Below are 22,684 nucleotides of genomic sequence, written 5' to 3'. Positions count from 1 at the left end.
ATCCGAAAATACTGTCGTCTTATCCCCACACGGGTGCAGGAACACGTTCATAAAATTAAAATTTTGCTGGGTTACAACCCTGCAACAATCCCGGCCGAACTTTGTACAACCGGCGGGGTCTACCGGCTGCCCGGCGGTTGCCTCTCCGCCGGGTGCCACTAAAATCAACAGGCCCCGCCTGTGTGGCGGCGACTATATATAAAGAGGATAGATAGCCCCCCGAGCGGGCGGGGGCAGGATCATTCACAGAAGAATCGACACTATGGAAGCAAACCGGAATATCAGGGAACGCATCATCACGCTGGGCGACTGGCTGGGCCAACAGATCATCGGCCAGGAGACCCTGGTCAACCGCATACTGATCGCCCTGTTGGCGGACGGCCACCTGCTGGTAGAGGGAGCGCCGGGGCTGGCCAAAACCAAGGCGATCAAAACGCTGGGCGAGGCTATTGAGGGTGATTTCCATCGCGTCCAATTTACGCCGGACCTGTTGCCGGCCGATATTACCGGCACCGATATCTACCGACCGGAAACCGGAGAGTTCCATTTTCAACCCGGGCCTGTGTTCCACAACCTGGTATTGGCGGATGAGATCAACCGCGCGCCGGCAAAAGTACAGTCGGCGCTGCTGGAGGCTATGGCGGAACGCCAGATCAGCGTCGGCCGCAAAACTTATCCGCTACCAGAATTATTCCTGGTGATGGCGACACAAAACCCTATAGAACAAGAAGGGACTTATCCGCTGCCAGAGGCACAATTGGATAGGTTCCTCATGCAGGTGAATCTTGCCTATCCGGGTGCCGACGCGGAAGCGAAAATTTTGCGCCTGGCCAGATCCGAGGCAAGCCTTGGCGAAAATCGCCCTTCCGATGTGATCAGCCAGGAAACCATTTTCCGCGCCCGCAGCCAGATTCTGGAGATGCAGATGGTGGAGGCGGTAGAGACCTATGCTGTCCAACTTGTCATTGCTACACGAGAGCCGGCGAAGTATGACAGCGAGCTAGCATCCTGGCTAGATTTTGGTGCAAGCCCGCGGGCCACAATTGCACTGGATCGGTGCGCCCGCGCCCGCGCCTGGCTCGCCGGCCGCGACTTCGTCACCCCTGACGATGTCATGGACGTGGCTCCGGACATTCTGCGCCACCGCCTACTACTCAGTTTCGAGGCCGAAGCCGCCGGCGTCACCGCTGATCAAGTGATCGCGCGACTGCTGCAACAGGTACCGGCGATCTGATGCCTCAGGCCGCCCCCCATTCCGAGCTGGTACTGCGCGGCGCCTACCCCAAGGTGGGCCCACTGGTGCAGATGCGCTATATCGCGCGCCAGCTGCAGCTGTTCAAGCCGCGCCTGGCGCGCAGCGACCAGGCCGGTAACCTGCTCACCCGCTACCGCGGTCGCGGTATGAACTTCGAAGAGGTGCGGGACTACCAGGCCGGAGACGATGTGCGCACGATCGACTGGCGCGTGACGGCACGCACAGGCAGCACCCACACCAAGCTGTATCAGGAAGAGCGCGAGCGCCCGGTCGTGATTCTGCTCGACCTGCGCTCACCTATGTTCTTCGGCAGCCACCTGGCGTTCAAATCCGTCGCCGCCAGTGGCATCGCCGCCGCCCTCGGCTGGGCGGGCCTGCAGCACAGCGACCGCATCGGCGCCCTGCTGTTTGCCGATCGGGAAATCGATACCGTGCGCCCGCGCCGCAGCCACCACGCGGTACTGGCGATGATTCACGGTATGGTTGCCCGCGCCGGCGAGCTGCACAGCCCGATCGCCGAACAGGACTGTCAGCCGCTCAAGCAATTGCTCGAAGAGGCCCGCCGCATTGCGCGCCCCGGCAGCGCCCTGTTCCTGATCAGCGATTGTCACGATCTGGACGAGAGCTGCTCGCAACCTCTATACCTGCTGAGCCGCCACGCCGATCTGCAGGTGATCCGTATTACCGATCCGCTGGAACGGCAACTGCCGGCGCACTCCCTGACGATTTCCGATGGCCGCCAGCGCACTTTTCTGAACGCCGGCAGCCGCCCGCTGCGCGAACACTTCGCCGAAAAGCAGGCTCAGGCCCGCGCCGATGTGGAACAGCTCTGCCGCAAGCACCGCCTGCCGCTGCTGGACTTTGACAACACCCAGCCGCTGGTGCCCAGCCTGCTCTCCTATTACGGCTCGCGCCAACAGGCGTTGAGGGGGCGGCGAGCATGAACGCGACTGTGCTGAAGCAGGCCCAGGCGGCGCCTCCGCCATCCCCGGAAGCCCAGAAGCTACTCGAGCAGCTGCGCGATATTCACGAACCGGCGCCGATCAGCTGGTGGCCGCCGGCACCGGGCTGGTGGCTGCTGGCGCTACTGCTGCTAGCCTGCGCCGCCGGTGTCTATTTGTGGTTACGACACAAGCGCCAACAGCGGCTGCACAATCGCTACCGCGTGGAGGCGGTCGAACTACTGCGGTCAGTGGATGCCGGGGCCCGAATGGCCCCCCAGGAAATCAACGAGATCCTGAAACGGGTCGCGGTTACCACCTATGGCCGCACCGCCTGCGGCAACCTGACCGGCCGCCCCTGGCTCGACTTCCTGCAGGACAGCGCCGAAATCGAATGCCCGGACGCAGTGAAAAAAGTTGTGCTGCAACACATCTACCGGGCCGACAACACGGACAAGGCCGGAAACGAAGCCTTCCGAAACTACGCGATAGAATGGGTGCAGCGTCACAGACAGAGTCGCCCCGCCATAGCCCAAGCGGAAACAGCGGAGGCCGGCAGTGTTTGAGTTTGCCTGGCCATGGACTTTCCTGCTCTTGCCGCTACCCCTGGTGGCCCGCTTTTTTATGCCGCGCTCGCGGCCGCTCAGTAGTGCACTCAAAGTACCCTTTTATGCCGAGCTGTCCCAGCGCGGCAGCAGTGACCAGAGTAACCTGCTCAACCTGCTGTTGCTGACGCTGCTGTGGCTGTTACTCATAGGCGCTGCCGCGCGGCCACAGTGGTACGGCGAGCCGATCACCCAGACCAGCAGCGCTAGGGATCTGCTCGTCGCGGTGGATATTTCCGGCAGTATGGAAACCCCGGACATGCTGCTCGGCGGCCGGCCGGCAATGCGAATCGACGCGGTAAAACAGGTCGTCGGCGATTTCGTCGAACGCCGCGAAGGCGACCGCCTGGGCCTGGTCCTCTTCGGTACCCGCGCCTATTTGCAGGCACCGCTGACCTATGACCGCGAAACCGTGGGTACCCTGCTGCGCGAGGCACAGATCGGCTTTGCCGGCCAGGGCACTGCCATCGGCGATGCGATAGGACTGTCGGTAAAGCGCCTGACGCAGCGGCCGGCGGAACAGCGCGTGCTGATCCTGCTGACCGACGGTGCCAATACCGCGGGTGAAGTTTCGCCACTGAAGGCCGCCGAGCTGGCGCAACAGGCGGGAGTCACCGTCTATACCATCGGCGTCGGCGCCGAGGAAATGGTACAGCCGGGGTTGCTTGGCAGCCGCTTCGGCAGCCGCCGCATCAATCCGTCCCGCGACCTGGACAGCGAAACCCTACAGGCCATCGCCGACAAAACCGGCGGGCGCTATTTCCGCGCCCACAACCCACAGGAGCTGGCAGAGATTTACGCAGAGCTGGATCGGCTGGAACCGGTGGAGCAGGAAGCCGAGAGCTACCGGCCACTGAAGTCACTGTACATCTGGCCGCTCAGTGCCGCGCTGGTGCTGGCACTGCTGTGGGCCGCGGTGCCGCTGCTGCTCAATATCCGCAACAGGGAGAGCAGCGCCATTGAGCGGAATATCGGGGAGGGCCGGGTCTCGTGAGCACGCTTGCCGACCTCCAACAGTTCCACTTTCTGCGACCGCATTTCCTGTGGCTGCTGTTGCCCGCCGCCCTCACCTGCTGGGGCCTGGCCCGCACGGTGCTGAGCAGTGGCCAGCTACAGAAAATCATCGATGCCGACCTGCTGCCACACCTGCTGCTACGCGGCGGTGCCCGGCGCCCGTGGCTCTTCGCGCTGATCTTCACCCTGTTCGCCGGCATGATCGTCGCCCTGGCCGGCCCAACCTGGCGCAAGCTGCCCACGCCCGTATACAGCAGCCAGGATGCGCTGGTGATCCTGCTGGACCTGTCGCCCTCGATGATGGCCACCGACCTGTCGCCGGACCGGCTCACCCGCGCACGGCTGAAAGTTCTCGACATATTGCGGCAGCGCAAGGACGGCCTTACCGCGCTGGTAGCCTATGGCGGCGAAGCCCATGTGGTAACGCCACTGACCGAGGACACCGCCACTATCGCCAACCTCGTACCGGCTCTGTCGCCGGCAATCATGCCGGTGCCCGGCAGCAATATCGAAATGGCAGTGGAAACCGGCATCCGCCTGCTGAAAGACGGCGCGGCGGGGCGCGGCCAGCTGCTGGCGGTTACCGACGGCATCGACGAAATGGCCGTGGACACAGTGGCCAAGCTGGTCGCCGGTGCCAGGGTGGAGCTGAGCATTCTGGCCGTCGGCAGCGGCGAAGGCAGCCCCATCCCCCGCGGCAATGGCAGCGGTTTTATCACCGACAGCAACGGCTCAATCATCATCGCCAACTTCGACGCCCGGGAGCTGGCGCGGCTGGCGCGCGGTAGCGGCGGCCGCTTTGCCAGAATCAGCGTCGACGACAGCGACATAGTCCGGCTGCTTCCGGATACCGAAGCACCGGAACAGGCCCAGCTCACGGAACGAGAGTTTGACCAGTGGCGCGAGGAGGGTCCGTGGCTGGTGCTGCTGTTATTACCACTCGCCGCGCTGCTATTCCGCCGCGGCGCTCTGGCCTGCACTCTGCCATTTGCGCTATTGCTCCTGCCTGCCAAGCAGGCCCAGGCATTTGAATGGCGCGACCTGTGGCAGCGAGAGGATCAACAGGCCCGCGAACTACTCGAGGAAGGCCAGCCCGAACAAGCCGCAGAAACCTTCGAGAGCCCCCAGTGGCGCGGCACCGCCAATTACCGCGCCGGCAATTATCCCGCAGCCGAACAGGATTTTGCCCGGAGTAGCGATGCCGAGGGGCTCTACAATCTCGGCAACAGCCTGACGCAACAGGGGCTCTACAATGAGGCCATCGCCGCCTACGACGAAGCCCTGAAAGAACAACCACAGTTTGCCGACGCCAGGCACAACCGCGCAATCGCCGAGAAACTGAAGAAACTGCAGGAAAAGCAGCAACAGCAGTCCCAGCAAGACCAGCAGCAGTCCGGCGAACAGCAGCAACAGCAATCCGGTGACAAGCAGCAGCAACAGAATCAGGATCAGCAACAACAGCAAAGCCAGCAGAACGCCGGTTCCCAGTCGGAACCATCCGGCTCCGAGAGCGAGGACTCTTCCGCGCAGCAGCCGCAAAACGGTGAGCAGCAGGAACAGGAACAGCAAAAACCCGGGGAAAAGCAGCAAGGAGAAGACCAGCAGCAGGGAGAACAGCAGCGCGCCGGTGCCGAGGAGAGCCCGCTGGATCCGGAGACCCAGCAGGCCCTGGATCAGTGGCTGCGCCAGATACCGGATGACCCCGCCGGCCTGATGCGGGAGAAATTCAAATACGAAAGCCTGCAGCGCCGGCGCGCCTACCGCAGTGGCGAGTGGCGCCCGCCGGAAAATGGCGCCACGCAGCGATGGTAGTGAAGAGAATGATGAAAGATCTTTTCGAAGTGACGTCAACCAGCCGAACCGCGGCCGGCTATGCCCCAGCGGTATCCGCGCTATGCAATCGAGTCTCTCCTCGCCACTGGGCATCCAGGCTGATTCAGATCTTCCTGTTATTGGCCTTGGCCAGCGCGGTGCAGGCGTCAGACCTCAGCGCCACCGTCGACCGCAACCAAATCGGTATCGATGAAACCCTGAACCTGCGCCTGCGCTACTCCGGTGATGAAAGCGGTGGCCAGCCGGACTTTGAACTGCTGGAACAGGACTTCGACATACTCTCCCGCCAGCAGTCCAACCAATACCGCGTCATCAATGGTCGCGCCGAGAGCTTCGTCGAATGGATGCTGACTCTTGCGCCCAAACGCGAGGGCAAGCTGTTCGTCCCCTCCCTCCACTACAAGGGACAGGTTTCAGATGCGATACCGATTACCGTGACCGAAGCCGGAAGCAGCCCCAATGCCGGTGACCGCCAAGCGTTCCTGGAAGTGGAGCTGGACAAGGAAGAGATCTACGTGCAGGAGCAGCTACTGGTCAAGGTGCGCCTTTACACAACCGTCGGCCTGCACGACATCGCCACGGAGCCGCTGCAGATTCCCGGCGCCCACGTGGAGAAAGTCGATGAACAGCGCTACGAACGGCGCATCAACGGCGTTGGCCACGCCGTCTACGAACTCACCTACGCGGTTTTCCCGGAAAGCTCCGGCGAGCTGACCATTCCGCAACTGAACTACGTCGCCGTCGCCGGCCGACGCGACCCCTTCTCGCTGTTCAACCGTAACAGCCAGCGCCTGCGCCTGCGCTCGGAGGCCAAGACCATCGAGGTGCAGTCCAAGCCCGACCAGTACAGCGGCAGCCACTGGCTGCCCGCCAGCAGTCTCGGCATAGTGCAGAGCTGGAGCCAGGACCCGGAAAACTTCCGAGTCGGCGAGCCCATCACCCGCATCATCGCCCTGCGCGCCGAAGGCCTTCGCGCCGCCCAACTGCCGCCGCTGCCGAAACTCGGTGTCGACGGCCTGAAAACCTACCCCGACCAGCCACAACAGGATGACCAGGTAGACCAGAGCGGCGTCACCGGCAGCCGCATAGAAACTACCGCCATCGTCGCCACCAAGCCCGGCGACTATCAGCTGCCGCCCATCACCATCACCTGGTGGGACACCAAAACCGGCCGCCAGCGCGCCACCCAGCTGCCCGCTTTCCGCTTCACCGTAAGCGGCGCGGCCGCAGCCGCACCTTCGCAGCAACCCGGCGAGCGGTTACCGGAGCTGAAGCCCGGCACCGAGCCAGTGGCAGAGCAGAGCCAGTTCTGGCGCAACCTGGCCATAGCTGCCCTCGCCTCCCACCTGCTGTGGCTGCTGTATTTCTTTTACCTGCGCAATCGCGGCAGTATCACTAGCTCAGTAGAGGAAAAACGGCAACCCAACGCCGAGCAACAGGCCCGCGCGCTGGAGAAAGCCGTGCAGAGCGGTGATCCGCAGAAGATACAACAAGCCATATTAAACTGGCTGCGCACCCGCTGGCCCCATATCAGCGGCAAAACTTTGAGCGAAGCCAATCGCGAACTGCGATTCGAAGAGCTGCAAAAACTCCAGCGACTTCTCGATGCAGCTCTGTACCTCACGCCGCCAAGGCCGCTGAATCAGCAGCAGATGCAGATTTTGGTGAGCCGGCTGCTTAAACGTGAGCTGGTAGAAAGTGATGCGGAGGAAGCCAAACCGTTGCCAGATTTATTTGCCTAAACAAAGCCCGAGCTTCGGTTTTTAACGGGTTTTTGCACGACTGAATATGGCGATCGACGGCACGAATACCAAGAAGGAACTCGCCATATCAATCACCACACGCTAACAAGGACTCCATAAGCTCCAGCGTCTCCCTCGCCGCCTTGTCCCAAGAAAAATGCTGAGCTCGCTGGTGTGCCGCCCTTTGCAGTGCGCGAAGCGCAGATGAATCCACTGTTAACTGTGTTAATGCACGCGAAATCTCTACCTGACATTCTGGGTCCACCAGAAGTGCAGCTTCGCCAGCAACCTCGCGCATCGCACCACGATCCGAAGTAATCACTGGCGTGTTTTGACTGTATGCCTCAACGATTGGCAACCCAAACCCTTCATATAAAGAAGGCATCAACAGCGCCCGCGCATTACGATAAAGATCAGGCAACTCGGCATCTGATACATAGCCCATAAGCATGACTTTATCCTGCAAGTTCAGCTCGGAGATAAGCTGCTGCAGAGCCGGCAAGCCCCAACCCTTGCCACCACAAATTTTCAGGGGAAGAGCACCACCACATGAATCAGCATAAAGGCGATATGCTTTCAAAAGTGTCGACAGATTTTTTCGTGGTTCCAAAGTCCCAACAAAGAGAAAGTAGTTCCCGTCTTGAATTTCGTCTGCCAACTCAAGGAAAGGTGCCTCGTAAATCGTGGCAACAGTTGCACAGGAACTGACGGAAAGAATTTCACTTGTTGTCGAATCAGAGACGCTAATGACCCTATCTGCCTTACGGATAGACGGCGGCATCAAACCGGCATCCAGCAAGCGGCCAAAGCGGGACATGGTCCCAGGGAAGTGCTTCCAGACCAAGTCATGGACTGTAACCACTGAACGAACATCGCCCCCGAGCATTAACGGCAAGTGATGCCGAGGGGACCAGAACAGGTCGACCTTGTCACGCCAGCACCAGATCGGGTATGCGATCTGAGAAAAGACTGAACCCGCTGCCGGCGGCATGAAGGCCGGATGGCGGATTTTGACATTCGACGGCGGCAGCTCCGGCCATAACAATGGCCTATCGCTATACAGATACCAATCCCATTCCCGCTCAATCAGACGAGATATGATCGCTCGAGTGTAACGACCTATTCCCGTGGTGGGAAAAGAAAGCGGCCTCGCATCAATGGCAATACGATACATCAACCACGCGCCCCGTGGTCAGTGCGCTCACCCAGTACCCTCCGATACAAGTCCTGGTAAGCCTCCGCCATTTTCTGACCGGTAAACATCTCTTCGTATCTTGCACGTGCCGCATGCCCCCAGGACTCCGCCTTTTTGCGATCATCCCAGAGATCCATCATTGCGCTTCGGAGCGCTTGCACATCCGCTGGGGCAATGACATGCCCCGTTACCCCATCAAGATTCACAAAACTAGTTCCTGTGCCGATATCACAAGAAATCAACGGTTTTGCAGCCATCATGCCTTCGAGTAGGGTCACCCCGAACGCTTCAGAACGCAGGTGGGAAGGGAAAACAACTGCTCGACAAAGGTCTAGCAGTGCCATCTTCTCTTCATCATCGACGTGACCGAGAAAGTGGACATTCTCCGCCCCCAGAGTCACCGCAAGTGCTTTGAGCATTTTTTCTTCCGGCCCCTTTCCCGCAATCAATATGGGGAAAGGCAAGCCTTTTGCGGCATGCAGCAGATACTCCAGGCCTTTGTAATAGCGAAGAGCTCCAATAAATAGCATGAAGTCCTGCCCAAAGCGTTCGCGCAGATGCCCGATAGTATTATTGCTCGGCCGCGGATAACCACTTTCGGAAATGCCGAGGGGAATCACCTCAACTTTCTTTGCGTACTCAGTCAATACCGGGCTCGATGCCAAATAATTCGGAGAAGTGGCAACAATCCTGTCCGCCTTATTCAGAAACAGCCGCATCAGCGGCCCATAAACCGCACCCAATGCCCGCTGTCGGACAATATCGGAATGATAAGTCACAATGAGCGGCCTACGTCGGCCACCCAACAGATAGGACAAATCCCCAAACGGCCAGGGAAAGTGCAAATGCAAAATATCAGCCTGTGATTTGTACAGAGTTGACACCAGGCCCGGCCCCATACAACAGGAAGCCACAGATAACCAACGGCGATCCGCTTTCACCGGGATGTCGCTCACTGAGACCTCTCCGGGTGAGGACGAAAGAGTCAGTACCTCGGAACCCGCCTCGTGGCGTGCCATCTCCAAAATCGCCTGTTCAAGCCCCCCCTGGGTTTCCGGGTAGAAGGTACGGTAACAGTGGAGAACTCTCATATAGGGCTGTACATTTTTTGATCGTTTTTGGCGGTAGCGCATCGTTTCGAGGCTACAGCACCATCGTTAACCTGTTGTTTTTAAGGGGGTTACTGTATATTAAGCGCCTGATTGGCGCCATGGAGAATGTAGATTTTCGACCAACTTGCGCCCACAAGCGCCCCTCTCAATTCTCAGGGCGGGACTTAATGCGAACATCCGCCTCAGGCTGTTAGATATATATGCGGAAATACCTGGATCTTATCTGGCTGCGGGGAATCGGCGCACTCAAAGCCGACACCAAGCAGTCTTACCTCGGCATGCTCTGGTGGATTCTCGAGCCGCTTCTTATGGCCGCACTCTTCTATCTCGCTTTCGCGAGTGGAGTCAGGGGTGGCGGTCAATCGGGCAGCAGCTTTGTTTACTTTTTGCTCACCGGACTATTCCCGTTCAAATGGACCGCCTCCGCTCTCACAGCCAGCTCCAACTCACTGATCAACAGTAAAGGCATCCTCGGGCAGACTTACCTACCCAAGTGGATATTTCCCTCAGTTGCCAACCTGACAGCACTGATCAGGTTCGCGTTTGTATTTCCCCTCATGCTTTTACTGGTAATCATGGGCGGCTACGAACCCACCAGCGACTGGCTGTCAATCGTGAACGTTATCTTGTGCCAGATTCTATTTAACCTGAGCATCAGCTTTTTCCTCGCTGCAACTGTACCCCTCATACCCGACCTGACTCATGTGGTTCCACTGATCGTTATGGCCATGATGTTCACCTCGGGAATTTTCTTCGATATCAGCGAAAGGCCAGAAGAGATCCAGGCAATACTGCGCCTCAATCCTTTTGTTACCATTCTGGAAGGCTATCGGGATGTGCTGCTGCACGGGAGGACAGCCAACCTCTCAGCACTTGTTTACCCTTTCATAGCCAGTATCAGTGCTTTCGCAGCAGGAATTGCGCTGCTTATCCGTTTTGACCGCTACTACCCGAGAGCCTTGCCATGAATCGAGAGATCATGTCATTCGACAATGTCGGGCTCGCCTATCGTCGCAGCCTGAACCCCTTCTCCCAAAAGAACTGGGTCCTGAAGGAGATAAACTTCCAGCTATTCCGCGGAGAAGTGCTGGGCGTAATAGGCCACAACGGAGCCGGGAAAAGTACCCTGCTGCGGTTGCTTGCGGGAATTATTGCTCCAAACCAGGGAAAGATTTTCAAAGAGAAAGGCGTCCGCTCTCAGCTACTCACGCTGAATCTAGGCTTTATTCATAAGCTCAGCGGCTTCGACAACGCAATCATGTCCCTTGTCACACAAGGCAAGACCATAAAAGAGGCCAATCAACTGCTTGACGGTGTAATTGAATTCTCTGGCATCGGACATTTGATGGACCACTCTGTAAGCACCTATTCTGCGGGCGAACGCGCTCGACTCGGCTTTGCCATCGCGATGCAGGCGACGCCAGATATTCTACTTCTCGATGAAATGCTGGGCGTCGGCGACAAGGAATTCAAGCGGAAGTCCGGCAAAGCTCTCCAAGAACGGGTGCAATCCGACCAGACTGCGGTGCTCGTTTCACACTCTGCCGGAACCATCCGAAAGTTTTGTGAGCGCGCCCTATGGATTGAAGATGGATTGGTCAAGGCGCTAGGCCCAACTGATGAAGTGCTCGATCGCTACGAACAGTCTGCACCAGACCGCGATAAAGACCATAGTAAAAAAGCAGCAGTGAAAGCAGCATAAAATCTGGAATTGCGGGCGCATCACCGCCCGCCATCTTCAGGCTCTTCTCTCCCCTCAGCAATTCCCGCTTCATGTTACCTTTGCTCGACCGAAGGAATCCATCTACTCATATTCAATCTGTCACTCACTTGTATTAACACTGAAGCAGTCCCGGGCCTCGCCGCTACCATCCAAGCCGAAACCAAGTCTGTAACATCATGGTAAATCCGTCGCACCAGAGAACATCGCCAACACCCTCCATGCATCAGCGCGCGGAGAGAATTCGAACTCACAACCCTAAAAATTACAGATCAGACTAAACATATCCCAGTTTTTCAGCTAGCGGTCGGACTTTTTGATTATACAAATTCCAGGTATCTTCATCCCAGTCAGATCCATACTTCGTATTCGAATCTGACTGAACGTGCGATTGGTCTTCACTCGACAGCTCACCAAAGAGCGAGTTCACGTATACCGCTTCAAGCGCCTCCAACACTTCCCTACCCTCCAGGCCGAGGTGCGCCATAATGCCAGCAAATTTTACAAGCGACCTATCATTGATTACGTCTTCATACTTAACCGTAAGAAAGTAAGGCTCTCTATCAAATTCCGCCATCGCCGTTATTACATTCATTGCAGACATTTTCATCTCAAAACGATACCTGGCGTTATCATCCGGCAATGATTTTATATATTCCTGATAAGGGATGCCGTTCACGCCCTTCCTTGGAGTATGCAGCCACTTTTCCTTTGACCAACAGTGATATTTCGCCGCGGAAGAAATAACGGAAACAGGCGACCGCACCATGCGAAAGCCACGAAAGCGCTCAGCCAGACCATCATCGATAGTACCGAAATAACTATGGTCATCAAAGAAAATCGTGTATTCGGAGGACAGCCCTACCTCCGCGAGTAAAGCGTTAACACCTTCTTGGCTACCGATATTTTCTCGATAATACTTAGAGTGCGCAGACAAATTGATAAATGGCACTTTTAGTCTGCTCGCGATATTGCGAAAAACCTTCAACATCCACACGGAGCCAGTTTTGTGATGTGTTCCGACCAATATATGATTCTTCATATCAACTCAACAACAAGAAACTTGAATGCACCAACTTCTATGAAGCTAGAATTTCAAAGGCATTTTGTCGCCACTATGATTTGCAAAGCCTTCTCAACTCTCCAGACCAGAATTCCGCAATTAGCCTTGTCAATGCTGCCACCTCCATTTTATCGCAGTCCCTTGGTATTCCGAGCTTCTCCGCGAGAGCTATCAGAACATCCCGCTTAGAGCCATCGGTCAATTCTTTTGCTGACGAAAATTCCCGCTCCGAAAAACCCTCCCCGGACAAATAGCGACGAGAAATCCTCAGATTGTCTCGACGGTAGTACTCCATAAGTTCATCGTATTCGCCACAGGAGGGGAAATAGCTACTTGCGTTGTGATCAAAACAAGGGAACTCGTTCCGTATCAGCTTATCGAGCGTAAAAGCCAGTTTGCAAGCCAAGCCATAATGCTCGGCATGATCAATGGAATAATCCATGTGAGAGTTAATATCCCGAAGAAGGTGTATAGCGGCAGCGGATATCGAAGGATTGGCCGAGGAATCAGGAATATTTATATCCCGAACATCCATTCCAATCGTCACGCACATATCTTCTATGACATTCCCACCGCGCAATCTCTCTCGATCATAGACACGCACACGAATATTATTTCTTCCGAACTCCTTCTCCCACTGCTTAAGCATCTTTCCGTATAACAGCAACCCCTTCCTAGGGGTTTCCCGCACGTGCTCGGAAAAGGAAGTGGCGCAGGCATGCTTTTTTACCAGCTCGTTATACATAGAAGATAGAGCTTGGTCTTGGTATCGAAGATATACAACCAATATTAGAGTATACCCTTCAAAATCACGCTTTAGCTGCTTTATCTGAGAAGGCCCAAGGTATTCAAACATCTCGCTTGAGATAATAAAGCTATGACTGTCCGATTGTGCCATTTCATCGCGAAGGGCTAAAACATCTTCGCGGCGCGCATTTCCGCTCTTATAGAGCCTTGCCAGGTGATGGTGGCACGCGCCACCTTCTGCGCGTCCGCCTCGGACATAATGAAACCCCTTCGAAGCCAGCATTTCCGAATTTTTGTGAAAAAACTTTTGGATTGCCGTGGTTCCTGTCTTCGAAATACCGATGTGGATATAGATATTTCTATTGACAGAACAGTCTCCAGCCTTTTTTATTTTCCCTATCAAGCGAGATAACATAAACAATTACACTGATTGCGAAAGTGAACGGACGATCTCCAATGCCGAATGAAGTGATTTCTCCAATCCCTCTATATCCGTTGACTTGATTCCGGCAAGAGACTTCTTGATATCAGTAGTCGATATATCCTCAGTGCGATCAAGATAGACAACCTCACAAATGTTTGACAAGTCGTCAAATTTTCCGCGCCAATCGCCTCCCATTCCAAAGACGGCAGCGCCCGTGCGTTTTATATCTGTACGCTTCTGATCCCAGCCGTTCTCCGGAAAGACCTCATCCACATACCCCGATGAAAGCAGAATCTCTCTCCGTTCATCGTAGGAATAGAAGGACTTCTTACCCTTTGCAGCATTGAACTCATCAGTAGAAAGCCCTACCACCAACCTATCACCCAGCGCGCGCAATCGTTTCAAGATTCGGACATGGCCCACATGGAATAGATCAAAAGTCCCATAGGTGATAACAGTCTTCGCCCCACCCTCAGCGTAATAATTCAGAGGATGACTGACAGTCGCCTCAGGAATTTCGTGGCGGTAACCAAGAATCTCCGGGTCTCGAATTGGGTAATCACCTTGCTCCTCAAGGGCTTCTATTTCCGGCTTAAAATGGTCGAAATTGTTATGTCTGGCGACTATAGCTTCGTCCAGGCCAAAACCGCTCTGGGAAAAATAGTGACGATAATCCCCGATCCCTTTGATTTTCAAAGATCCAAATTCATAGTCTCTCAAGGGGTAGAGATCACAGACACGGATATAGCGTTTCTTGAACCACTTGCGGAATTCCGGTGTTTTATAATGTAGACAGAGTTCTCCATCGATCTCTTCGCGCTTACCAATAAAGACGTCGATCTGCAGGTACGCGCCTGAGGGGCAGATCTTCTTATTGGTACACTTAAACTGATAGAGGTGTTCGCAAAGTTTCTCCTTCAGTGTGACACCATATTTCTCCAGTTCCGGAATCAGCTTGCAGAACTCTTCCTCAAAGACCTCCTCCACCATTACGTCCAGATCATCATCCCAGGGGATCATTCCCTTATGGCGCACAGCACCGAGCATGGTTCCTGAGTGCGCAAAGAACTCCACACCGCTGCGCTCCATGACTTGGCGAAATACATCGTAGAAACGGTAATAGCTGGCGATGATGCCATCAGACAGAATTACACGCTTAAAGAAATCGTGGAGTTCGACCTTTTGTTCGGTTACATCCATAAGAATCTCGTCTCTAATCAGCCTCTCGAAAGAAGGCCTCAGGAAAACTTGCTGAGCACAGACTGATAAGTGTCAGCTATATCATTTGCGCGCATTTTAAACTCCCTGGACAGATGCCCGGTCACAGACAGAGTTTTCTCGTGCAAGTGCGTCACATCCGAGCGGCTAAAACCAAAGTTCTGCTGCAGCCAGATATCATCCGCGATATAGCGGGAAAGAAATGCACGAATCTGCTCATTTGAACGGAAAAAGCTGGCAGGCGAATTATTCGGGGCAAAGTCTTTGTCAAGCCTCAGAGAAAAATGCATGGCAATTGGATAATGCAGGTCGTGAATACCCTGGCGCCGGAAGTGCATCCGCGCAAACTCCACAGCCTGAACTGAAGGGCTAGGATTCAGGCGCTTCTCTTCGCTCTCTTCAACCACTGGCTTGCTTATGCCGCATTCATGAGATAACAGTTCCCAGAATTTTGCAGCCTCTGCACTTGCAAAAATTAACTTCTCTCTTGGCAGGAGGTCCAGCCAGAAACTCAAGCTTGCACGATCACTGAGCAGCTTGTGCACATGCCTGATAATCTGATTCTCCCGCCGAGACAACCCAACCTTCCAGTTCAAAATTCGATCGAACTGTGGGTGTACTTTTCGATATCCAATAAACTGTGAGAAGCTGCCGCTAAACCATGCCTTTTTCACGTACTCCGCATACATCGACTGGATCCAGTCCAAGCGATTGCGCAGAGTACAAACAATGGAAACATCCATGTCCGAGAAATCACCAAGGAATTCCTCTGCCTGGTCGCGATTCAAATCCTCGAATGACTCGCAAGAGAGCAACACCCTTTCACAGTCACTGGCCGCGATCTCCTGTTTCAGCTTCTTAACGAGGGCATCGTCGCGTTTTTCGCCTTTGTAGTGCAAGGCCAGATGTCTATGGTGGGTAAAAAGCAGTCCTGCTTCCGGGTACAGTGTGCCTTCCGCCAACAGTTTCTTGCGGTGCTTAAAGCAAAAGCTCTGGAATGACGTGGTTCCTGTCTTCGACTGCCCGATATGCAGGATCAGCTTTTTACGGTTGAGCCATCTTTCATCGGTAAAGGTAGCGGCTTCGTTAACCCAGTCGCGATTATTGCGGTAGATATCCAGATAGCGATCCACCACTTGATCCCGCCGCAAGTCTTCACCTTGGATGCGGTAATACTCACCGTCATCGCTGAATTGCAAGTCGAGGTATTTTCTCACCGCAGGAGCGATGGGGAAGTAATCATAGCGTAGTAATTCCTGCTCTACCTTGGGTACAGGGACATCACCACAACCCAGTTTGCGCAGTAACTGACGGACAACTTCATAAAGCACCGCATTGGCAGGGTGATTGTATGTATAGAAGAGGCGCTCTTTGGTGAAATTCCTTTCAACAAAGTCTGCCACAGCGATATCGAGTTCCTGCTCCTGCTCCCTTCTACGAAGTTCAGCAAGAGTGTCGTTGAGAACGGCTTCGACGTCTTCACGCACCGGTTGCAATCGGTGAAAACTGTGTTTGATTTCGTTATCAGACCTACCCTCAAGAAACAGCTTCACAACCCTCTTATCGTGGTAGTCCACGAAACCGGCATTGAGGTGTTGGTTCTTTTTATTGCGGAGGTAGGTCAGTTCCGGATTGTAGCCGGCAAAGTAAAGTGACGGAAAGCTGATTGCGTGCGTGGCCGATGTCGTGGAGACCCAGAAATCACTAGTACGCCATTCCGGCGTGAACCTGTGCTTAATGTGGGGCTGGTACAGGAGAATATCACACTGGCCACACAGCTCCTCGAGCAACGGCTGCTGCTCATGGGTAAGCTCATACACGGGCTTAAGGTTGAGCACCTCGAAAAGGCGATTCCCCTGCCGATCGACAACCTTCTCCAGGATCTTAGCCAGCGCGGGGCCCTGACAATTGGCCAAAATAAGTACTTTTTGCATATATATTATTCACCACTTATGCAAAGCCAAGCCGAGATTCGCCCGAAAATTGTCCAATTATACCGGATCTAAACATAAACTCCGATCCCCCGGCAGCTCAATAAACATTAATGGAGCACAAATTGTACGAATAACAAACAGTATCTATCTGAAGTGGCATACCAACGTGTATGTTACTCTGCGCGAGCAACAGCGCATTACAAACGTCCGGCATATCCAGTGTCTGCCACCGCAACCATATATTTCTGCCTGCACATGCCATAAACAAAATTCCAACGTCGCTAATCCAGTCAGCTCCATAACACCAAAAAATCCCTGACCTCCAGCTTTACTCACCGAAGGCCAGGGACTTCGTTAACGACAAAATTAAGCGTAATCGGTTTCAAATTTTTCCGGAGAGAGAACCGAATATAGATTGTCTATTTGACCCCGCAAATCGATATGATGATTACCCACGAAAAGGCCATTTGCGTCGATATACTCCGAATTATCTAATGTGCCATAAACTTCGTAATCAAAGTACTTCAGAACGCTTTCATTCTTTACAAAATTTCCTGTAACGATAGGCCGGCATTCAATACCGGCTTCACGCAAATGCTCAACAAGCTCCTGCCGAGAGATTGGGCTACTATTCTTTAAAACGAGTGAAAAGCCGAACCAACTACTATCCCCAATTTCCCGTTGTATCTGTATAAATGGGTGAGACTTAAACAATTCAACGAAATATTCAGCATTCTCACGCCGAACGTTGATAAAACCTGGCAGTTTTTTTAGCTGTTCGATACCGATAGCACCGCTCATCTCCAACGGACGAACGTTATAACCTGGGAGCACAAACTTAAAAGATTCTTCAAATGGGTCTGGACTCTTTGTACCGGAAACGTGATTCTCATCCGGCAGGTTTCTGGTCCAGCCGTGTGCACGGAGTGCCAGCAGGATGTGGTACAGCTCTTCATCATCTGTAATTACACAACCGCCTTCCATCGTAGCTATATGATGGGAAAAGAAGGAGCTGAATGTGCCCATCAAACCGTAGCTTCCAGCTTGCCTATTCTCGTAGGTAGCCCCCATAGACTCACAATTATCTTCGAGAAGGAGAATATTTTTTCCTTCGATCATTGAGTCAATACGATTGAAATCATTAGGGTTTCCCAAAAGATTTACGCAGAGAATCGCTCGTGTCCTCTCTGTAATAGCACCTTCGAGCGCATTCAAATCTATATTGAGGGTTTCCTGATCGATATCAACAAATTTAACTTTCAATCCGTACTGCTGCAAAGGAAAGTAAGTAGTTGACCAGGAGACAGCGGGAACAATAACCTCATCCCCCCTCTTAAGCCTCCTACTTTCATCCTTGGTAAAGAAAAGCGCTGCTATCATGAGGAGATTTGCAGCTGAACCAGAACTAACCATCACAGCATAGTTAGCCCCAAAGAAGTCAGAAAACTGCTTTTCATATTCGGCAACATACTTACCCATAGTATATTGATCAGATGAAATAACGCTCTGAATTGCAGCGATTTCTTTCTCATCCCACGTACTGCTTGCTAACGGGTAATTAGACATCTTCAAATTCTTCCAGGAAATATTGATAAGTCAGGCGCAGACCTTCAACCAGCGAAGTATTGTGTCTCCACCCAAATTCATTGAGATTTGTATCATCGATCAGTTTTTGACGCATTCCTACCGGCTTTGAAAGGTCGTGGACAAAATCTCCGCTGTACCCGACCACTTCCGCTATAGCTCGGTAGTATTCATTTATTGAGTAGTCTTCACCCAGACCAACGTTGATATTTTGCGGCATACTCTCCAGATTCCGGATAGCATAGAAAATAAAATCCGCGAGGTCCGCAGCATACATGAACTCCCTTCTCGCGAGTCCATCTCCCCAAATATCAATTGATTCAACATCGTCCCGTGCAGCCTCAGAAAGCTTACGAATTACCGCGGGAATCATATGGGAATGCCTAGGATCAAATTTATCGTAGCGCCCATACAGGTTACATGGAATTACAGTTTTATATACGAACCTGTCGTCTTCTCTATTAATATACTCACATAGCCGAGCACATGCAGATTTCGCCAATGCATAACCTTCATTCGTCGGTTCTAGCTCTCCTGTTAATATCAACTCTTCGGAGAGCGGGTTATCGGCCTTTCTCGGATACATACACGAACTGCCAAGATTAATGAGCCGCTCAACACCGGCTTCTCTTGCAGCATCCAGGAGGTTTAAACCCATACGCATATTGTCAACCAAGAATTTAACAGGCTGAGCAATATTCGCCTGGATACCACCGACTACACCTGCAGCGTGGATAATCAGGTCTGGCCGACTTTCGGAAATATAAGATCGCGTTGCACCAAGATCCAGCAGATTCAATTCTTTGCTGCTCGGCGCAAAAATATCGAAATTGCTGGCGGAAGGGTGTTCGAGGATGTTCCGGCCTACCATTCCGCCGGCACCGGTCATCAAGAGTTTCATAGGTTTAGCTCACTCCACAGAAACCGGTATTTCATGGCCGTGCTCTTTCAACAATGCATGGCGCTTCGCAACCTTCAAGTCTTCCTCGACCATTTCCGCGCACATTTCATCAACGGAAATCTCCGGCTCCCATCCGAGCTTTAATTTTGCCTTTGTCGCATCACCGAGTAAAGTCTCTACCTCTGCGGGTCTAAAATAACGAGGATCAACTCTGACTATAATATCCCCCTCGCTCAATGCGGGCGCTTTGTCACCTTGTACGGAATCAACAATTGCTATTTCATCGACACCGGTACCTTGAAATTTGAGCTTAATACCTAACTCACCGGCAGACATCTTAATAAACTCACGGACCGAAATTTGACGCCCTGTAGCAATGACGAAATCCTCTGCACGTTCCTGCTGAAGCATCATCCACTGCATACGAACGTAATCTTTAGCATGCCCCCAATCCCGCAGTGCATCCATATTTCCCATATATAGGCATGACTCCAATCCCTGACTTATATTTGCTAACCCCCTGGTGATTTTCCGTGTGACAAACGTCTCACCTCTTCGCGGAGACTCATGATTGAACAAAATTCCGTTACAAGCGTACATACCGTAAGATTCACGATAATTGACCGTAATCCAGTAAGAATACAACTTAGCAACCGCATACGGTGAGCGAGGGTAGAATGGAGTCGTTTCTTTTTGTGGAACTTCCTGTACCAATCCATATAGCTCTGAAGTCGAAGCCTGATAAAAGCGGGTCTTCTTTTCAAGACCAAGGATCCGAATAGCTTCCAGTAACCGGAGAGTCCCCATTGCATCCACATCTGCCGTATACTCAGGAGATTCGAAACTGACCGCTACGTGGGATTGCGCACCCAAGTTATAGACTTCGTCGGGTTGAACCTCTTGCAGAATACGGATTAAATTCGAGGTGTCGGAAAGATCACCATAATGAAGGGAAAAATTATTATTCGAGGTGTGAGGATCCTCGAATATATGGTCCACCCGTTGAGTATTAAACTGAGAGGCACGTCTCTTAATGCCATGAACCTCATACCCCTTATCTAGCAAAAACTCAGCTAAATATGAACCATCTTGTCCCGTAACACCAGTAATTAGAGCTCTTTTCATCGTTTAAATCTCAAAATATTATCGTTTATGATTACTAATCAGAACAAAAAAGGTCCCTAGAATAAACCTTATTCTTTATATCTAAAATCTCTTCTGAAATTCTATTTGCGACAACAACATCACTCATCGACTTGAATCGGTCTAAATCGTTAACAACGTCCGAATTAAAAAATTTACCAGCATCAAGTTCAGGTTCATATACTATAACCTCAACTCCTTTGGCCTTCAGGCGCTTCATTACCCCCTGAATCGAAGACGCACGGAAATTATCAGAACCGAATTTCATGACTAACCGGTAAATTCCAACTATCCTTGGCTGCCTCTTGAGGATGGATTCTGCGATAAAATCCTTTCGAGTTGAGTTAGCTTCAACAATAGCTCTTATTAAGTTATTAGGCACATCAGCGTAATTTGCCAATAGCTGCTTTGTATCCTTCGGCAAACAATAACCACCATAGCCGAAAGAAGGGTTGTTATAATGTTCACCAATCCTACTGTCCAAACAAACACCACTGATAATATCGCGTGTATTCAAGCCATGGCTTTCAGCATACGTATCAAGCTCATTAAAATACGCAACACGCATTGCAAGGTACGTATTTGAAAATAACTTAATAGCCTCCGCCTCCGTAGAGTTCGTAAATAGCATGCGAACATTCTCAGCTTTCGCTCCCTCTAAAAGCAAATGTCCGAATTTCTTTGCCGCACTAGAATTTGAACCTATAATAATTCTTGACGGATATAAATTGTCATACAGCGCCTTCCCTTCTCGCAGAAACTCTGGCGAAAATACAATTCTATCAGTTCCAAATCTATCTCTAACCCGATTAGTAAAACCAACAGGTACTGTTGACTTAATAACAATAAAAGCTGATGAATTAAACGTCAGGACATCATCTATTACACTCTCGACAGTTGATGTATCAAAGTAATTGGTAACAGGATCGTAATCAGTTGGAGTCGCGATAACCACATAATCAGCATCTTTATATGCATACTGTTTATCAGTCGTCGCACTAAAATTTAATGACCTGAGCTTAAGGAAACTTCTTATTTCGTGATCATCAATCGGCGATAGCCTGTCATTTAGCAAATCAATTTTATGTTGGTCAATGTCAAGGGCCACCACCTCATTATGCTGAGCCAAAAGCAATGAGTTGGAGATGCCGACGTAACCCGTCCCTACTACAGCAATTTTCATCAAATAACTCACAAAATATTCATATCACCAGCCATCGAGGCTGGACGAACCAAGCCTGAATTTAACTAACTTTCATCACATTTGTGTAACCCGACCTTCAATAGCCGAGATATCATCTATATTGAAGACATCAATGCCTCGACACTTCGCGGCATAGGCCGCGAACGCCCCAGCCGTTCGAATCACAAAAGAGGCATCCCCGATATCAACCCACTCACGAAGCGTAGCCGCGAGCTCAGCAGCATGAAACCCCTGGCTTCGCTCTAAATGTACCGGCTCACAATTCGATTCGTGAACTTCAAAGCTATTACTCCGCAAGATATTCACCGCACGTTCTCTTACTTGCGTATTATCAGAAAAAACCTTAAAACGAATCTTACCGCGGGCTTTTGCTAGGCTACTGCATAATCGACCCAAGTCATTAGGAAGCCTTTCTTCGTTATAGAGCGCCGGGTCTGTCCATCTGAGATTCTCACCACCCACACGAAAATGAAGTGAAACAGTATCCTTCTTTGTCTCGAAATTAATTTTTTCAGGGCGAATTCTATCGGATACTGAAATATATCCCTGCCCGAAAATATCCCATCCATTTTGAGGGAGCAGCTTCAGAGCCTCTTCACCACAACATTTCGAAAAATATCTAAACAACTCCCCACACTCTCTATTTGAGAAGAATACAACTGGTGATGATTGTAAAATATCTTTGAGCGATTGATAAAACTCTAACGGGTTACGATTACTGATCTGAGCCTGAAAATTCTTATGTAAGAAATTGATCTTGGGGCACTCTACAAGATTGTCCACATGCCCTTCAAAGAACTCTATCTCGTCCGAAAAATTGAAATAATTATTAATCGGGAAAGGCTCGCGCCAAAGGACTACGAGCTTCACCCCAAATAATCGAGACAATAAAATCGCGGATGACAAACCCTTTAACCGGTCGACGAAACCACCTGTTAAACCTTCATAAACCTTTGGAATCTCATGAGCACAAAAAACAATATATTTCATATATATAAGTAACCAAAAATAAAAACTGATAGAGATAAGTCAAAATTACTTTTTATCGT

General features: G+C 52.1%; 19 protein-coding genes. 8 read left to right on the top strand and 11 right to left on the bottom strand.

The features are described 5' to 3' along the window. Nucleotides 1–262: 262 nt before the first annotated feature. The 6 genes from BLW36_RS01595 to BLW36_RS01570 are packed head-to-tail and all read left to right on the top strand — an operon-like array spanning nucleotide 263 to nucleotide 7,390. A complete protein-coding gene (locus BLW36_RS01595; RefSeq protein WP_091384414.1) occupies nucleotides 263–1,234 on the top strand; it encodes an AAA family ATPase in 972 nt (323 codons plus the stop codon). After that, nucleotides 1,234–2,199, top strand: coding sequence for a DUF58 domain-containing protein (locus tag BLW36_RS01590; RefSeq protein WP_091384411.1), 966 nt, complete (start codon nucleotides 1,234–1,236; stop codon nucleotides 2,197–2,199). Before BLW36_RS01595 ends, BLW36_RS01590 begins: the two co-directional genes overlap by 1 nt. Then, the gene (locus BLW36_RS01585; protein ID WP_091384409.1) at nucleotides 2,196–2,762 is read left to right on the top strand and encodes a DUF4381 domain-containing protein; all 567 of its coding nucleotides are present in this window, start codon (nucleotides 2,196–2,198) and stop codon (nucleotides 2,760–2,762) included. The genes BLW36_RS01590 and BLW36_RS01585 overlap by 4 nt, the downstream gene beginning before the upstream one ends. Continuing rightward, nucleotides 2,755–3,795 carry a vWA domain-containing protein gene (locus BLW36_RS01580; RefSeq protein ID WP_091384406.1) on the top strand — a complete coding sequence of 347 codons (1,041 nt, stop codon included), beginning with the start codon at nucleotides 2,755–2,757 and terminating at the stop codon, nucleotides 3,793–3,795. Before BLW36_RS01585 ends, BLW36_RS01580 begins: the two co-directional genes overlap by 8 nt. Beyond that, nucleotides 3,792–5,627: a VWA domain-containing protein gene (locus tag BLW36_RS01575; RefSeq protein ID WP_091384402.1), complete on the top strand. Its 1,836-nt coding sequence runs from the start codon at nucleotides 3,792–3,794 to the stop codon at nucleotides 5,625–5,627. The genes BLW36_RS01580 and BLW36_RS01575 overlap by 4 nt, the downstream gene beginning before the upstream one ends. A gap of 8 nt (nucleotides 5,628–5,635) precedes the next feature. After that, a complete protein-coding gene (locus BLW36_RS01570; protein ID WP_244506091.1) occupies nucleotides 5,636–7,390 on the top strand; it encodes a BatD family protein in 1,755 nt (584 codons plus the stop codon). An 88-nt stretch (nucleotides 7,391–7,478) separates the two neighbouring features. Here BLW36_RS01570 and BLW36_RS01565 read toward each other — a convergent pair whose 3' ends face one another. Further along, nucleotides 7,479–8,564, bottom strand: coding sequence for a glycosyltransferase family 4 protein (locus BLW36_RS01565; RefSeq protein ID WP_091384398.1), 1,086 nt, complete (start codon nucleotides 8,562–8,564; stop codon nucleotides 7,479–7,481). Beyond that, nucleotides 8,564–9,676 carry a glycosyltransferase gene (locus BLW36_RS01560; RefSeq protein WP_091384395.1) on the bottom strand — a complete coding sequence of 371 codons (1,113 nt, stop codon included), beginning with the start codon at nucleotides 9,674–9,676 and terminating at the stop codon, nucleotides 8,564–8,566. The genes BLW36_RS01565 and BLW36_RS01560 overlap by 1 nt, the downstream gene beginning before the upstream one ends. A 221-nt stretch (nucleotides 9,677–9,897) precedes the next feature. Here BLW36_RS01560 and BLW36_RS01555 point away from each other — a divergent pair, with 221 nt between their 5' ends. After that, on the top strand, nucleotides 9,898–10,665 hold the full coding sequence (locus BLW36_RS01555) for an ABC transporter permease (protein WP_091384392.1): 768 nt from the start codon (nucleotides 9,898–9,900) through the stop codon (nucleotides 10,663–10,665). Beyond that, nucleotides 10,662–11,399, top strand: a complete 738-nt coding sequence (locus BLW36_RS01550) for an ABC transporter ATP-binding protein (protein ID WP_091384389.1) — start codon at nucleotides 10,662–10,664, stop codon at nucleotides 11,397–11,399. The genes BLW36_RS01555 and BLW36_RS01550 overlap by 4 nt, the downstream gene beginning before the upstream one ends. Before the next feature lie 295 nt (nucleotides 11,400–11,694). On the opposite strand, the gene BLW36_RS01545 is transcribed toward BLW36_RS01550, so the two are convergent. From BLW36_RS01545 to BLW36_RS17055, 9 genes are all read right to left on the bottom strand, one after another. Further along, a complete protein-coding gene (locus tag BLW36_RS01545; protein ID WP_139304789.1) occupies nucleotides 11,695–12,459 on the bottom strand; it encodes a hypothetical protein in 765 nt (254 codons plus the stop codon). Nucleotides 12,460–12,532: 73 nt separating this feature from the next. Beyond that, nucleotides 12,533–13,642: a hypothetical protein gene (locus BLW36_RS01540; RefSeq protein WP_139304788.1), complete on the bottom strand. Its 1,110-nt coding sequence runs from the start codon at nucleotides 13,640–13,642 to the stop codon at nucleotides 12,533–12,535. 6 nt (nucleotides 13,643–13,648) lie between these two features. Further along, nucleotides 13,649–14,851 carry an adenylyltransferase/cytidyltransferase family protein gene (locus tag BLW36_RS17660; RefSeq protein WP_091384381.1) on the bottom strand — a complete coding sequence of 401 codons (1,203 nt, stop codon included), beginning with the start codon at nucleotides 14,849–14,851 and terminating at the stop codon, nucleotides 13,649–13,651. Between the two features lie 38 nt (nucleotides 14,852–14,889). Beyond that, nucleotides 14,890–16,803, bottom strand: a complete 1,914-nt coding sequence (locus tag BLW36_RS01530) for a WcbI family polysaccharide biosynthesis putative acetyltransferase (protein ID WP_091384378.1) — start codon at nucleotides 16,801–16,803, stop codon at nucleotides 14,890–14,892. 366 nt (nucleotides 16,804–17,169) lie between these two features. After that, the gene (locus tag BLW36_RS01525) at nucleotides 17,170–18,369 is read right to left on the bottom strand and encodes a DegT/DnrJ/EryC1/StrS family aminotransferase (protein WP_091384376.1); all 1,200 of its coding nucleotides are present in this window, start codon (nucleotides 18,367–18,369) and stop codon (nucleotides 17,170–17,172) included. Beyond that, nucleotides 18,362–19,288 carry a GDP-L-fucose synthase family protein gene (locus BLW36_RS01520; protein ID WP_091384373.1) on the bottom strand — a complete coding sequence of 309 codons (927 nt, stop codon included), beginning with the start codon at nucleotides 19,286–19,288 and terminating at the stop codon, nucleotides 18,362–18,364. The genes BLW36_RS01525 and BLW36_RS01520 overlap by 8 nt, the downstream gene beginning before the upstream one ends. Nucleotides 19,289–19,297: 9 nt before the next feature. Further along, the gene (gene gmd, locus BLW36_RS01515; protein WP_091384371.1) at nucleotides 19,298–20,413 is read right to left on the bottom strand and encodes a GDP-mannose 4,6-dehydratase; all 1,116 of its coding nucleotides are present in this window, start codon (nucleotides 20,411–20,413) and stop codon (nucleotides 19,298–19,300) included. A 34-nt stretch (nucleotides 20,414–20,447) separates the two neighbouring features. Then, the gene (locus tag BLW36_RS01510) at nucleotides 20,448–21,614 is read right to left on the bottom strand and encodes a nucleotide sugar dehydrogenase (RefSeq protein ID WP_091384368.1); all 1,167 of its coding nucleotides are present in this window, start codon (nucleotides 21,612–21,614) and stop codon (nucleotides 20,448–20,450) included. A 75-nt stretch (nucleotides 21,615–21,689) separates the two neighbouring features. Continuing rightward, nucleotides 21,690–22,625 (bottom strand): hypothetical protein, encoded by a 936-nt coding sequence (locus BLW36_RS17055; RefSeq protein WP_139304787.1) that lies wholly within the window; start codon nucleotides 22,623–22,625, stop codon nucleotides 21,690–21,692. Nucleotides 22,626–22,684: the final 59 nt, after the last annotated feature.

The sequence above is a fragment of the Microbulbifer marinus genome (genome assembly GCF_900107725.1).
Classification (GTDB): domain Bacteria; phylum Pseudomonadota; class Gammaproteobacteria; order Pseudomonadales; family Cellvibrionaceae; genus Microbulbifer; species Microbulbifer marinus.
Note: the sequence above shows the minus strand (reverse complement) of the source record. Positions and strands in the feature narration are given on the sequence as shown.

Excerpts from the sequence above, each read along its gene's own strand:
- BLW36_RS01520 (WP_091384373.1), bottom strand. The coding sequence starts at position 19,288 with ATGAAACTCTTGATGACCGGTGCCGGCGGAATGGTAGGCCGGAACATC.
- BLW36_RS01570 (WP_244506091.1), top strand. The coding sequence starts at position 5,636 with ATGATGAAAGATCTTTTCGAAGTGACGTCAACCAGCCGAACCGCGGCC.
- BLW36_RS01585 (WP_091384409.1), top strand. The coding sequence starts at position 2,196 with ATGAACGCGACTGTGCTGAAGCAGGCCCAGGCGGCGCCTCCGCCATCC.
- BLW36_RS01525 (WP_091384376.1), bottom strand. The coding sequence starts at position 18,369 with ATGTCTAATTACCCGTTAGCAAGCAGTACGTGGGATGAGAAAGAAATC.
- BLW36_RS01560 (WP_091384395.1), bottom strand. The coding sequence starts at position 9,676 with ATGAGAGTTCTCCACTGTTACCGTACCTTCTACCCGGAAACCCAGGGG.
- BLW36_RS01545 (WP_139304789.1), bottom strand. The coding sequence starts at position 12,459 with ATGAAGAATCATATATTGGTCGGAACACATCACAAAACTGGCTCCGTG.
- BLW36_RS01565 (WP_091384398.1), bottom strand. The coding sequence starts at position 8,564 with ATGTATCGTATTGCCATTGATGCGAGGCCGCTTTCTTTTCCCACCACG.
- BLW36_RS01510 (WP_091384368.1), bottom strand. The coding sequence starts at position 21,614 with ATGAAAATTGCTGTAGTAGGGACGGGTTACGTCGGCATCTCCAACTCA.
- BLW36_RS17055 (WP_139304787.1), bottom strand. The coding sequence starts at position 22,625 with ATGAAATATATTGTTTTTTGTGCTCATGAGATTCCAAAGGTTTATGAA.
- BLW36_RS01595 (WP_091384414.1), top strand. The coding sequence starts at position 263 with ATGGAAGCAAACCGGAATATCAGGGAACGCATCATCACGCTGGGCGAC.
- BLW36_RS01555 (WP_091384392.1), top strand. The coding sequence starts at position 9,898 with ATGCGGAAATACCTGGATCTTATCTGGCTGCGGGGAATCGGCGCACTC.
- BLW36_RS01540 (WP_139304788.1), bottom strand. The coding sequence starts at position 13,642 with ATGTTATCTCGCTTGATAGGGAAAATAAAAAAGGCTGGAGACTGTTCT.
- BLW36_RS17660 (WP_091384381.1), bottom strand. The coding sequence starts at position 14,851 with ATGGATGTAACCGAACAAAAGGTCGAACTCCACGATTTCTTTAAGCGT.
- BLW36_RS01530 (WP_091384378.1), bottom strand. The coding sequence starts at position 16,803 with ATGCAAAAAGTACTTATTTTGGCCAATTGTCAGGGCCCCGCGCTGGCT.
- BLW36_RS01590 (WP_091384411.1), top strand. The coding sequence starts at position 1,234 with ATGCCTCAGGCCGCCCCCCATTCCGAGCTGGTACTGCGCGGCGCCTAC.
- BLW36_RS01550 (WP_091384389.1), top strand. The coding sequence starts at position 10,662 with ATGAATCGAGAGATCATGTCATTCGACAATGTCGGGCTCGCCTATCGT.
- gmd (WP_091384371.1), bottom strand. The coding sequence starts at position 20,413 with ATGAAAAGAGCTCTAATTACTGGTGTTACGGGACAAGATGGTTCATAT.